Source organism: Mesorhizobium sp. WSM4310, assembly GCF_007003935.1.
GTDB lineage: Bacteria > Pseudomonadota > Alphaproteobacteria > Rhizobiales > Rhizobiaceae > Mesorhizobium.
Genome location: NZ_VFTA01000029.1, coordinates 71,093 through 83,059, shown reverse-complemented (window position 1 = coordinate 83,059; position 11,967 = coordinate 71,093). Strand labels below are relative to the sequence as shown.

The following is an 11,967-nucleotide window of genomic DNA, read 5'->3' as shown; positions in this document are numbered from 1 at the left end:
ACCCCGAACCCAGGGGCGCCCCGTCAATTCCTGAGCGAGACGCCGTGGCAAGGGGCAACAGGCTCCGGCCTCGACGCGTCCGTGGTTTGGATTTTTCGGTGACGGGATCGGCGCGCCACAGGGTTCGGGGTATCTCCGGGCGACAGGCGGTCGACCGTATTGGAACGTGGATGCCCCAGGACAAGGCAAAGAAGCAAGCCAGCCGGGCCAAGGCGCAAGCCAGCCGCGATCCGGCGGTCGTGCGCAGGGCGGATGCGGCGCACTTTCCCGGGTCCAGTGTTCATGCCTCGCTCGCCAGCGAGATTGGTCTGCGGATCGTGCGCGGCGACTATCCGCCCGGCAGCATCCTGCCCAACGAGGCCAAATGGGCCGAGACGTTCAACGTCAGCCGCTCGGCGGTGCGCGAGGCGATCAAAATGCTGATGGCCAAGAGTCTTTTGGCATCACGTCCCAAGATCGGCAGTTGGGTCGAACCGAAGGAGCGCTGGAACCTGCTCGACCGCGACGTGCTCGCCTGGTACGCGACCGCACCCGACCGTGAAACCTTCCTGCGCACCGTGCAGGAGTTCCGCCATATCATCGAACCGGAAGCATCCGCCTTTGCCGCCATGCGGCGCAGCGACGAGCAGATGGCCGAGATCAGCCTGGCCTGCCGCGAGATGGGCGAGGCTGCGAACCTGCCGGAACGCATCCGTGCCGACACGCGGTTCCACCTCGCCATCCTGCGGGCCTCGGGCAACGACCTTCTGGTGCCGCTCGGCGTGCTGATCGAGTCCGCGCTCGACCATCTCTTCGTCTTCACGACACGCCAGATCAGCGACCAGACCCGGGCGCAGAAACTGCACGAGGCGATCGAGAAGAACATCCGCCTGCAACGGCCGGCGGCGGCGCGCAATGCCGTGCACAAGCTGCTCGCCGACACCGATGAGGGGATCGGCAGCCGGCGGCGGTAGCCGTCCGGCGGTTAGAGCAATTCCAGGAAAAGTGTGAAACGGTTTTCCCGGGAAAAGCGCATAGCGCTTTCCCTGGGGAATTGCGTCAAACAAAGAGTTACAGCCTTAGATCGTCTGCTTCTTGCCATCCTTGGTCGGCATCAGGTCGACGCCGTTGACCTTGCCGATATGGGTCGCCAGCATCGGCACGAACTGTTCGGCCGGGCCGGTGGCATGGGCGCCGGCGAAGGAGTTCTTGGTGGCGTTGCCGAGCGGGTTGGCGATGCCGGCGGCACCCGCCATCGATTCCAGATAAGTCAGGTCCTTGAAGGCGTTGGCGATGGTGAATTTGTGGGCGTCGCGGTCGCCTTCCAGTGTCCAGCGCATGAAGGTCTGGTAGAAGCCGCAATCCATGCGGCCATTGCGGATGACGCTGTCGAAACGCGGTGGCGAGATGCCGACCTTTTCGGCCAGGGCCAGCGCCTCGGAATAGATGGCGGCGTAGCCCAGCGAGATGAAATTGTTGAGCAGCTTCATGCGGTGGCCATCGCCGGTGTCACCGATGTGCACGATGCGGCCGGCCCAGGTCTCGATCACCGGCTTGACCCTTGCAAAGACGGCGTCGGGTGCGCCGACCATGGCGTCGAGCGTGCCTTCCCAGGCTTCTTTCGGTGTGCGACTCAGCGGCGCGTCGACAAAGTCGATGCCCAGCGCCTTGAGTTCGGCCGCAAGCGCCACGGTAGAGACCGGGTCCGAGGTCGAACAATCGACAACGACCGAGCCTTTCTTCAAGCCTTCCTTGAGGCCGCCGGGGCCTCGGATGATGGCCTCCACTTCGCGCGAACCGGTGACGCAGATGAAGACGATATCGGACGCCACTGCCACATCGTGCGAGGTCGATGCTTCCCTGGCGCCGCGGCCAAGAAGGTCCTCTGCCGGCTTGCGGTTCTTGCGGCCAAGGAATGTCAGGGGATAGCCCTTGTCGACGATGTTCTTGGCAATGCCGTGCCCCATCAGGCCAAGGCCGATGAAGCCGATCTTTTCGCGCGCGGTGGTGGTGTTCATGTCGTCGTCCTATTCCGGATTATCGATAATTGCGCCGCTGTTTTACCCATATGCGGTTGCAGAAAGCAATATTGTCTGACAATAGACGGCAATTCCAGAGCCTGTCATGGAGACCACAATGACGAAGCGGATCATGTTCACCGGCGGCAGCGGCAAGGCTGGGCGTCATGTCGTGCAATATCTTGTCGAACAGGGCTGTCAGGTGCTCAACATCGACACCAAGCCGCTCGACAATCCCAAGGTGCGCACGCTGATCACCGACATCACCGATAGCGGGCAGGTGTTCAACGCGCTGTCGAGCTATATGGGATTGCACGAATTCGACCCGTCGCTGCGCCCGCAACCGGTGGATGCGGTGGTGCATTTCGCCGCCATCCCGCGCATCATGATCACGCCGGACAATGAAGTGTTCCGCATCAATGCGATGGGCACCTACAATGTCATCGAGGCCGCGGTGAAGCTCGGCATCCGCAAGGTGATCGTCGCTTCCTCGGAGACGACCTATGGCCTAGTGTTCGCCAACGAGCCGCGTGACCCCAAATATTTCCCGCTCGACGAGGAGTATGACGTCGACCCAATGGACAGTTATGCGCTGTCCAAGGTCGTCAACGAGAAGACGGCGCGAGCCTTCGCGCAGCGCAATGGCACCGACATCTATGCCTTGCGCATCGGCAATGTCATCGAGCCGCATGAATATTTGCTGTTCCCGAAATGGTTCGCCGATCCGGGTTTCCGCAAGCGCATCGCCTGGAGCTATGTCGACGCGCGCGATCTCGGCCAGATCACGCTGCGCGCCATCGAGAAGGACGGGCTCGGCTACCAGGTGTTCAACGCCGCCAATGACGACACTTCGTCCGACCTGCCGACGGCCGAACTTTTGCGGCGGTTTTATCCGGATGTGCCGGTCAAGGCCGAACTCGGCGAATACGAGACGCTGCTTTCCAATCGCAAGGCGCGCGACATGCTCGACTTCCGTCCGGAGCATAGCTGGCGCAAATATGTCAAATAGGCCGAACGGGGATAAAATCGCGGCTGGGTTGTGCATAGAAGCGGGCTTTGCGGCCCAACGCCCGCGCCGCGCTTGACAGCTTCCGCAAACCGGCCTTTCTGAAGTCCATGCGGGACGCAAAGCCGAACAAGGAAAGACCGCCGAAAAAGCCGGCATCCGCCGAGCGCCAGGCCGGCGTTCGCCGATCCGATGCGGCGCGCATTCCCGGCGCCAGCGTGCACACGTCGCTGGCCAGCGAAATTGGCCTGCGGATCGTGCGCGGCGACTATCCGCCCGGCACCATTCTGCCCAATGAGGCGAAATGGTCGGAAACCTTCAGCGTCAGCCGGTCGGCGGTGCGCGAGGCGATCAAGATGCTGATGGCCAAGAGCCTTTTGGCTTCACGCCCGAAGATCGGCAGTTGGGTCGAGCCCAGGGAACGCTGGAACCTGCTCGACCGCGACGTGCTCGCCTGGTACGCGACGTCGCCCGACCGCGAGGTGTTCCTCAAGACGGTGCAGGAGTTCCGCCACATCATCGAGCCGGAAGCCAGCGCCTTCGCGGCCATGCGGCGGACCGACGAGCAGATGGCCGAGATCAGCCAGGCCTGCCGCGAGATGGGGGAGGCGGCCAGCCTGCAGGAGCGCACGCGCGCCGATACGCGTTTTCACCTGGCCATCCTGCGGGCTTCCGGCAACGACCTCCTGGTGCCGCTCGGCGTGCTGATCGAGTCGGCATTCGACCATCTCTTCACCTTCACCACACGGGCGGTCGACGACCTCAATCACGTGCAGAAGCTGCATGAGGCGATCGAGAGGAACATCCGGCTGCAACGCCCGGACGCGGCGCGCGCCGCGGTGCGCAAGCTGCTCGCCAACACCGACAACGTGATCAAGTCGCGCTAGGGTGTTGATGTTCAGGTGATGCCGGCCTGCGAACGGCAGTTTTTCTCGGCTCGGCCTGACCTGAATCTCAACACACCCAGCTGGAACTAATCTTCCTTCTCGCGGCCGAAGGCCACGCGCAGTTCGTCCTTGGCGCGCTCAAGCACTCGTCTGCGCGCGGCGGGCAGGTTCTTGCCGGCACGGTTGATATAGAAATTCAGCATCGACATGGCGGATTGGAAAGGTTCGGCCTTGCGGCGATGGCTGTGTTCGGCCGACCGTTTGAGCGAGGCGGCGATCTTCCTGGCATCGTCGGACTCGAAGATGTGATCCTCGAGATCCATGGCGTCGCTCTGCTCGGTCACCTCGGCCGACCATTTCTGCCTGGCAGCGGTCATGGCTGGGACTCCTTTGCGGCTTGATGATCGGGAAACTCCAGACATCGGCGTCGGTTCCAGTCTTCCTAGCCACTCTGGAGCCACGGATTTGCCGGCCGTGGCGCTGCTGCGTCCCGAGAATGCGCCGATAGTGGCGCAAACGGCAGCCGGTTTTTCGTAACCGTCGACAGGAAACGCCTTTGACCCGAACCGACTTGAGCCGGCCAAGCCCCGGCATAGACAGTTCCTACGCCTGGATGCGCCTGGCGATCTCGATGGTGCTGGCGACGATCGGTGCGGTCGGCATGTGGGCCGTCGTGGTTGTGCTGCCCGCGGTGCAGGCCGAGTTCGGCGTCGACCGCGCCGCGGCATCCATGCCCTACACAGCGACCATGGTGGGCTTCGCCGCCGGCAATGTGCTGGTCGGCCGCGCCATCGATCGCATGGGGTATTGGATCCCGGCGCTGATTTCCTCCGTAGCACTCTCGGCCGGCCTCCTGCTTGCCGCACTTTCGACCTCGATCCTGCAATTCACCCTTGCCCAGGGTGTGCTGATCGGTGTCGGCACGTCAGTGATCTTCGGGCCGCTCATCGCCGACATCTCGCGCTGGTTCAACCGCCGGCGCGGCGTCGCGGTAACGGCGGCGGCGGCCGGCAATTACCTCGCCGGCGCGCTCTGGCCGACCATCATGCCGACGCTGATCAAGGTGGAAGGCTGGCGCTTCACCTATGCGGCCATCGGCATCTTCTGCCTGGTCACCATGGTGCCGCTGGTGCTGATGCTGCGGCGCGGCGCTCCGGAGGCTGCCGCTGCTGGGTCGCCGGGAAGCCGGTCTGTGCAACCGATTCCAATGTCGCCGGCGGCGCTGCAGGCGCTGCTGGTTATCGCCGGCCTTGGCTGCTGCGTGGCGATGTCGATGCCGCAGGTGCACATCGTCGCCTATTGCATGGATCTTGGATACGGCATTGCGCATGGCGCCGACATGCTGTCGATCATGATGGCGGCGGGCATCGTCAGCCGGCTTGCCTCGGGCTTCGTTGCCGATCGCATCGGCGGCGCCAAGACCCTGGTCATCGGCTCGGTGCTGCAATGCCTGTCGCTGCTGTTCTATATTCCGTTCGACGGGCTCGCCTCGCTCTATGTCGTGTCGCTGGTATTCGGCCTGTCGCAAGGCGGCATCGTGCCCTGCTATGCGATCATCGTGCGCGAATATCTGCCGGCCAAGGAGGCCGGCCAGCGTATCGGCATCGTCATGATGGCGACGATCTTCGGCATGGCGATCGGCGGCTGGATGTCGGGCTGGATCTACGACCTGACCGGCTCCTACGCCGTAGCCTTCCTCAATGGCATCGCCTGGAATTTGCTGAACATAGTGGCGATAGGGCTGTTCATGTGGAAGGCAAGGGGCAGGGCCGTCATGGCAGCCTGAGGCGCGCCTCGGCTTGACAATGGGCAAGGGCTGCGCGACCCCAGAGGCAAAGGGTTGCGGCAACAGGCCGGTGAGATGGCGACAGCTCAGATGATCGTATTGCGGGCGCGCTTCGGCGGCCATATGCGCGGGCGGTGGCCTTGATCAAGCCGCGCTCGCGCCGGGGCGGCGGCCGCCCGACCATATCGGATGTCGCGCGCAAGGCCGGCGTCGGCGCCATCACAGTGTCGCGGGCGCTGCGCGAGCCGGAGCGCGTCAGCCAGGATCTGCGCCGCCAGATCCAGGCCGCCATCGACGAACTCGGCTATGTGCCGGACCCCAATGCGCGGGCGCTGGCTTCGGCGCGTGCCGAGGTGTTCGGCGTGCTGGTGCCATCGTTGACCAACAACGTCTTCGCCGAGGTGGTGCGCGGCATCTATGACAGCCTGTCGGACAGTCCGTTCCGCATCCAGCTTGGCAACACCCACTATTCCGGGCTCGAGGAGGAGCGGCTCTTGCAGCTGTTCGGCTCGCAGCGGCCGGCAGCATTGATCGTCGCCGGCATCGACCAGACGCCAACCTCGCGAAAACTTCTGGAGAATGCCGGCTGCCCGGTGGTGCAGGTGATGGAGACCGGGCCCGATCCCATCGACATGATGGTCGGCTTCTCGCATCTCGACGGCGGCAGGACGGCGACCGAGCACCTGATCGAGATGGGGTATCGCCGCATCGGCTTCATCGGTGCGCGCATGGACCCGCGCTCGCAGCGACGCCTTGCCGGCTACCGCGCGGCGATGGAGAAGGCCGGACTGTTCGATCCGCGCCTGGTCACCACCACGCCGGTGCTGTCCAGCGTGCCGCTCGGCCGCGAATTGTTCCGCGATGCCCTGGCCAAGATGCCGACGCTCGACGGCGTGTTCTGCAACAACGACGACATCGCGCTCGGCGTGCTGTTCGAGTGCCATCGCGCCGCGATCGATGTGCCCAAGACCATCGGCATCGTTGGCTTCAACGATCTGGACATGATGCAGGTGGCGTTTCCCTCGATCACCAGCATCCGCACCTACCGCTACGAAATCGGCAGGCGGGCCGTCGCCATGGCGCTGGCGGCGATCGCCGGTGACCGACCGCAGGAGCGGGTCGTCGATCTCGGCTTCGAGCTCAAGCGCCGCGAGAGTACAGCCCGCTGAACCCGCTTTTTAGAAGGCGCTCAAATGGCGCTTTACACAACGCTATGGTAGCGCTACCATTTTTCAGAACGAGCCTCGCGTCCGAAGTGCTCCGCTTGTTTATTATACATAAGCAACAGCTCACGCTTGTTTATTATGTATAATATGATAGTTTTTCTTCGGTCGATGGGGACGGCAAAGGGGAGGTTGGCGCGAAGGTCGTTGGCACCTGACAGGCGTGACTGGGCAAGGCGGGAGGGCCTGCCGGAAACGCGGGAATTGCATAAAACTGAAGCAACAAATCAGAACTGCAATCGGGAGGATTATCGATGATCAAGTCACTCGTCGGTGGCATCGTTGCCGCCACTGCATTCGTAATGTTGAGCTCGTCGGCGATTGCTGCGGGTCCCGAAATCGTCAAGGGTCCGGCTGCCGAGCCTGACTGTTTCGCGCCCTGGGCAGCCGACACGCAATTCTTCAAGTTCCCCAAGAAGGCCGGGCCGTACCGCATCGCGCTGGCCAACGGCTATATCGCCAACACCTGGCGCATCCAGATGGTGCAGACCGCAAAGGCCTATGCGGCACAGAAGGACGTCGCCGCGAAGCTGAAGGAATTCAAGGTCGTCTCGACCGGTGAGGACGTGCCGGCGCAGATTTCGGCGATCAACAACTTCATCGATTCCGGTTATGACGCGATCGTCGTCAACGCGCAGAACCCGACCGCATTCGGGCCTGTGATCAAGCGCGCCAAGGAAGCCGGCGTCGTGCTGGTTGCCTTCGATAACATTCTCGACACCAAGGACGCCATCAACGTCAATGTCGACCAGAAGGGTCTTGGCGAACTATGGGGCAAATGGTTGATCTCCCATGTGCCGAATGGCGGCAAGATCCTCGAAGTGCGCGGCGTTGCCGGGACCTCGGTCGACACTGATCGCCACAACGGCATCCACGAGGTTCTCGATGCCTCCGGCAAGAAATGGGCCGTCACCGAGGTCGTCGGCAAGTGGGATGACGGCGTCGCGCAAAAAGCTTCGGCCGATGCGATCGCCACCAACGGCCCCTTCGACGGCGTTACCGGGCAGGGCGGGGACACCGGTATCGTGCAGGCGATGATCGATGCCAAGCATCCCTTCGTGCCGTTCGGCGGCGAGACCGAGAACGGCTTCCGCAAGTTCTGCGCGGCCCACGCGGCCGACGGGTTGAAATGCTCGTCAGCCGGTACCGGTCCGGCGCAGGTGGCGGTTGCCATCAAGACGGCGATCGCAGCGCTTGAAGGCAATGTCGTCCCGCAGTCGGTCAAGCTGCCGCTTGCCATCGTCGAGGATCCGAACTTCAAGGCAGGTCAGGATTTCTTCCCCGACCAATCCGATAATTTCTTCGTCGGCAATTCCTTCCCGACCTGCGGCATTAATTTCACCGCGCAGGAAATCATGGGCCAGACCAAGGCGGACCAGTAGCTGCAATCCCGGCGCCGTGAGATCTCCCGCGGCGCCGGTCACTTGATATGCTGATGATCAAAGCGCCCCGGGGAGGGCCGATGGACAGTGCGGTTCCGCTCTTCCGGATGGAAGGCATATCCAAGCGCTATGGTGGCGTGCGAGCTCTGGAAAAGGCGGAGCTTGTCGTCACATCCGGCAGCATCCACGCCATCCTTGGCGAAAACGGCGCCGGCAAGTCGACATTGATCAAGGTCATGGCCGGTGTCGTGGCGCCTGATGAGGGCCGCATGACGCTGGATGGCCGGGAGGTGACCTTCCTGTCGCCGGCCGCCGCCAACCAGGCAGGCATCGTTTGCATCTTCCAGGAGCTGTCGCTGGTTCCAGATCTCAGCGTCGCCGACAACATCGTCATTTCCGATCCGCCCAAACGCTTCGGCATGATCGACCGCGGGGCACAGCGACGCATCGCCGAGGAGGCGCTGGCGCGCGCGGGCGCGGCCGACATCCATCCGCTGGCGCTGGTCAAGGATCTGCCGCTGTCGCGCCGGCAGATGGTCGAGATCGCCAAGGCGCTGGCCAGGAAGCCGCGCATTCTCATCCTCGACGAGGCGACCTCGGCGCTGACGGCGGCGGATGTCTCGAAGATTTTTGGCGTCCTGAAGCGGCTGCGCGCGGAAGGGCTGGCACTGCTCTACATCTCGCACCGCATGAACGAGATCGCCGAACTTGCCGATCAGTGCACGGTGTTCCGCAATGGCCGCAATGTCGCCAGCTACAAGGCCGGCTCCAAGAGCGACAATGAGGTGGTCGAATTGATGATCGGCCGCGAATACAGTCACATCTTCCCGCCCAAGCCGGCGGCCGTGCCGGCTACAGCCGCACCCAGGCTTGAAGCCCGCAAGCTCTCCTGGACCGACCGGCTGCACAACATCTCGCTGACCGTCAGGGCAGGCGAGGTGGTCGGCCTCGGCGGTCTCGACGGCCAGGGCCAGCGCGAATTGCTGCTAGCCTTCTTCGGTGTGCTGCGCGGCCTTTCCGGCGAGGTGCTGATCGACGGCAAGCCGGTGGCGATCAGCAGTCCCGCGGCGGCCCGCGAGGACCGTATCGGGATGGCGCTCATTCCTGAAGACCGCAAGACCGAAGGACTGATGCTGCCGATGACAGTGCGCGAGAACCTGTCCTTCGCCGCGCTCGACCGGCTGTCCAAAGGCGGCATCATCGACCGCGCCGCCGAGCAGCGGCTGATCGACGACATGGTCGGCCTGCTCGCGATCAAGACGGCGGGTCTCGATATCCCGGTCGGCGCGCTCTCGGGCGGCAACCAGCAGAAGGTGGTCATCGCCAAATGGCTGATGCGCCAGCCGCGCATCATCCTGCTCAACGATCCGACGCGCGGCATCGATGTCGGCACCAAGCAGGAGCTCTATCAGCTGATGCGCAAGCTGGCGGACGCCGGGGCCGCGATCCTGTTCTATTCGACCGACTATGACGAGCTGATCGGCTGCTGCGACCGCGTGCTGGTGCTCTATGACGGCGCGGTCAAGCGCGAACTGGTCGGCGCCGAGATCACCGAGCGGGCGCTGATTGCAAGCGCGCTCAACATCCATGGCGAGGAGAGCCCGGTGGGCCTGGGAGCAAGCGCGTGAAGGATTGGCGCTACTGGCTGGCGGAGCAGCGCGGAACGCTGCTGGCGCTCGGCATCTTCATCGTCATGTTCATCATCTACACCTCGAACCATCCGGCCGGCTTCACCGCCAATGTGGTGCAGACGGCGGCGAACAAGGGCGTGCTGCTCGCTTTCGTCGCCATGGCGCAGACGCTGGTGGTGATCACCGCCGGCATCGACCTATCCGTCGGCATGATCTTTCTCCTGACCAACTGCCTGGCCTCCTGGCTGGTGGTGGGCACGCCCATGCAGACGACGCTCGGCGTCATCGCCGTGCTGGCGGTCGGTCTTCTGTGCGGCGCCGTCAACGGCGCCATCGTCATCTACGGCCGGCTGCAGCCGATCGTTGCCACCATCGCCACCGGGGCCGTCTATTACGGCATCGGCCTTTTGCTGCGGCCCTTCCCGGGCGGCTCGGTCAATGAGGATCTGGCCGATGCGATGACCGGACGCGTCTTCGATGTGGTGCCGGCGAGCCTCGTCGTGCTGTTCGCCATCGTGTTGTTGATCTGGGTGCCGTTCAGCCGCTCGGTGCTTGGCCGCGCTGCCTACGCTGCAGGATCGTCGGAGACGGCGGCCTATATGTCGGGCGTGCCGATCAGGCGCGGCAAATTCGCCGCCTACACGCTGGCCGGGCTGCTGGCGGCGATCGGCGGGCTGTTCCTGACCTTTTTCACCTATACGGGCGATGCTGCCTATGCCAGCGGCAACGCCTACACGCTGTTTTCGATCGCCGCCGTGGTGTTGGGCGGCGTCTCGCTGTTCGGCGGCAAGGGCAGCGCCATCGGCGCCATCTTCGGCGCGCTGGCCTTCCGCACCATTGGCGATCTGTTGTTCGTGTTCGATTTCGATCCGCTCTGGCAGCCGCTGTTCCAGGGCGTTATCCTGCTGATCGCGGTCAGCCTCGGCGCCTTCGCCCTGTTTCGGGTCCGCAACCGGCTGGAGTGGTTCCTGTGAGCGAAACGACATTGGGCGGTATCGCCGGCCGCATGCCGAAATTCATCCGCCGCGCCGATCCGGCGGTGCTGACTGCGTTCGCCTGCATCGTGCTGTTGCTGTTCCTCGGCAGCCTCTATTCCAGAAGCTTCCTGTCGCCTGAATATCTGCTGCAGCAATTGAAGGTGGCCTCGTTCCTCGGCGTCATCGCCACCGGCATGATGCTGGTCATCCTGCTCGGCCAGATCGACCTGTCGGTGCCATGGTCGGTTGCGGCGGGCGCGATGATGGCCTGCGCGGCGGCGGCCTACGGTCCGCTCGGCGTGGCGCTGGCCATTCCGTTCGGCATCTTCTGCGGCGTGCTGATCGGCATCGTCAACGGCATCGGCGTCGCCTATCTGCGCATTCCCTCGATGATCATCACGCTCGCCACCAACGCCGTCGCGCAAGGGCTGATGGTGGTCTACACCGGCGGCTTCTCGCCCCAGGATTCGGCCACGGGTGCGATGCGCTACCTCGCCACCGGCTTTGCCATTCCGGGCGTTCCCAACGCCGTCATCATCTGGGCGCTGATCGGGGCCGCGATGGTCTTCGTGCTGACCCGCACCGGCTTTGGCCGCACCGTCTACGGCATCGGCAACCGCGAGCGCGCCGCGTATCTCTCCGGCATTGACACAAGGCGCGTGGTGATGATCGCCTTCGCCGTCTCCGGCGGGCTGTCGGCCTTCGGCGGCGTGCTGCTGGCCGGCTATGCCTCGAAGGCGGCGCAGTCAATGGGCGATGCGTATTTGCTGCCATCGATCGCCGCCGTGGTGCTTGGCGGCACCTCGATCCTGGGCGGGCGCGGCTCCTATCTCGGCACCGTCGCCGGCGTCATCCTGATCACGCTGCTGCAATCCATCCTGTCGGTCATGCAGATGCCGGAGGCGGGGCGGCAGATCATTTATGGCGTCGTCATCGTCGCCATGCTGCTGCTCTACGGCCGCGCGCCGGCAAGCCGCTAGAGCCGGATGATTCCAGGCCGAATCGACCCGAAATCTGAATCCGCCTCTAAATCAAGGAGATAGAGCATGATGTCGTCCGAAAACCGCTTCACACTTTT

Annotated in this window: 11 protein-coding genes; 9 read left to right on the top strand and 2 right to left on the bottom strand. The window is 63.8% G+C overall.

The genetic code is table 11. The annotated features are described in order from the left end of the window. The first annotated feature begins 170 nt into the window (after positions 1-170). Complete coding sequence (locus FJV80_RS26125; RefSeq protein WP_095787676.1) at positions 171-953, top strand: FadR/GntR family transcriptional regulator; 783 nt, start codon at positions 171-173, stop codon at positions 951-953. A gap of 105 nt (positions 954-1,058) precedes the next feature. Here the strand turns inward: FJV80_RS26125 and FJV80_RS26120 are convergent, their stop codons facing one another. Continuing rightward, positions 1,059-1,997 (bottom strand): NAD(P)-dependent oxidoreductase, encoded by a 939-nt coding sequence (locus tag FJV80_RS26120; protein WP_142877813.1) that lies wholly within the window; start codon positions 1,995-1,997, stop codon positions 1,059-1,061. Positions 1,998-2,115: 118 nt separating this feature from the next. On the opposite strand from FJV80_RS26120, the gene FJV80_RS26115 reads away from it, so the two are divergent. Further along, positions 2,116-3,006: an NAD(P)-dependent oxidoreductase gene (locus FJV80_RS26115; RefSeq protein ID WP_142877812.1), complete on the top strand. Its 891-nt coding sequence runs from the start codon at positions 2,116-2,118 to the stop codon at positions 3,004-3,006. Between the two features lie 107 nt (positions 3,007-3,113). Next, positions 3,114-3,890 (top strand): FadR/GntR family transcriptional regulator, encoded by a 777-nt coding sequence (locus FJV80_RS26110; RefSeq protein WP_142877811.1) that lies wholly within the window; start codon positions 3,114-3,116, stop codon positions 3,888-3,890. 86 nt (positions 3,891-3,976) lie between these two features. Here FJV80_RS26110 and FJV80_RS26105 read toward each other — a convergent pair whose 3' ends face one another. Further along, positions 3,977-4,267, bottom strand: a complete 291-nt coding sequence (locus FJV80_RS26105; RefSeq protein WP_185975267.1) for a DUF3175 domain-containing protein — start codon at positions 4,265-4,267, stop codon at positions 3,977-3,979. A gap of 179 nt (positions 4,268-4,446) precedes the next feature. On the opposite strand from FJV80_RS26105, the gene FJV80_RS26100 reads away from it, so the two are divergent. The 6 genes from FJV80_RS26100 to FJV80_RS26075 all read left to right on the top strand — a co-directional run bounded on the left by FJV80_RS26100 (position 4,447) and on the right by FJV80_RS26075 (position 11,869). Beyond that, positions 4,447-5,676 carry an MFS transporter gene (locus tag FJV80_RS26100; protein ID WP_142877809.1) on the top strand — a complete coding sequence of 410 codons (1,230 nt, stop codon included), beginning with the start codon at positions 4,447-4,449 and terminating at the stop codon, positions 5,674-5,676. Positions 5,677-5,816: 140 nt separating this feature from the next. After that, the gene (locus FJV80_RS26095; RefSeq protein WP_142877808.1) at positions 5,817-6,845 is read left to right on the top strand and encodes a LacI family DNA-binding transcriptional regulator; all 1,029 of its coding nucleotides are present in this window, start codon (positions 5,817-5,819) and stop codon (positions 6,843-6,845) included. 308 nt (positions 6,846-7,153) lie between these two features. Beyond that, positions 7,154-8,281, top strand: a complete 1,128-nt coding sequence (locus tag FJV80_RS26090) for a sugar ABC transporter substrate-binding protein (RefSeq protein ID WP_095773858.1) — start codon at positions 7,154-7,156, stop codon at positions 8,279-8,281. An 80-nt stretch (positions 8,282-8,361) separates the two neighbouring features. After that, entirely contained in the window at positions 8,362-9,909 is a 1,548-nt protein-coding gene (locus FJV80_RS26085) for a sugar ABC transporter ATP-binding protein (protein WP_095787681.1), read from the top strand. Further along, positions 9,906-10,886: an ABC transporter permease gene (locus FJV80_RS26080; RefSeq protein WP_095773859.1), complete on the top strand. Its 981-nt coding sequence runs from the start codon at positions 9,906-9,908 to the stop codon at positions 10,884-10,886. The genes FJV80_RS26085 and FJV80_RS26080 overlap by 4 nt, the downstream gene beginning before the upstream one ends. Further along, on the top strand, positions 10,883-11,869 hold the full coding sequence (locus FJV80_RS26075) for an ABC transporter permease (RefSeq protein ID WP_095790759.1): 987 nt from the start codon (positions 10,883-10,885) through the stop codon (positions 11,867-11,869). Before FJV80_RS26080 ends, FJV80_RS26075 begins: the two co-directional genes overlap by 4 nt. Positions 11,870-11,967: the final 98 nt, after the last annotated feature.

Excerpts from the sequence above, each read along its gene's own strand:
- FJV80_RS26125 (WP_095787676.1), top strand. The coding sequence starts at position 171 with ATGCCCCAGGACAAGGCAAAGAAGCAAGCCAGCCGGGCCAAGGCGCAA.
- FJV80_RS26120 (WP_142877813.1), bottom strand. The coding sequence starts at position 1,997 with ATGAACACCACCACCGCGCGCGAAAAGATCGGCTTCATCGGCCTTGGC.
- FJV80_RS26115 (WP_142877812.1), top strand. The coding sequence starts at position 2,116 with ATGACGAAGCGGATCATGTTCACCGGCGGCAGCGGCAAGGCTGGGCGT.
- FJV80_RS26110 (WP_142877811.1), top strand. The coding sequence starts at position 3,114 with ATGCGGGACGCAAAGCCGAACAAGGAAAGACCGCCGAAAAAGCCGGCA.
- FJV80_RS26105 (WP_185975267.1), bottom strand. The coding sequence starts at position 4,267 with ATGACCGCTGCCAGGCAGAAATGGTCGGCCGAGGTGACCGAGCAGAGC.
- FJV80_RS26090 (WP_095773858.1), top strand. The coding sequence starts at position 7,154 with ATGATCAAGTCACTCGTCGGTGGCATCGTTGCCGCCACTGCATTCGTA.
- FJV80_RS26085 (WP_095787681.1), top strand. The coding sequence starts at position 8,362 with ATGGACAGTGCGGTTCCGCTCTTCCGGATGGAAGGCATATCCAAGCGC.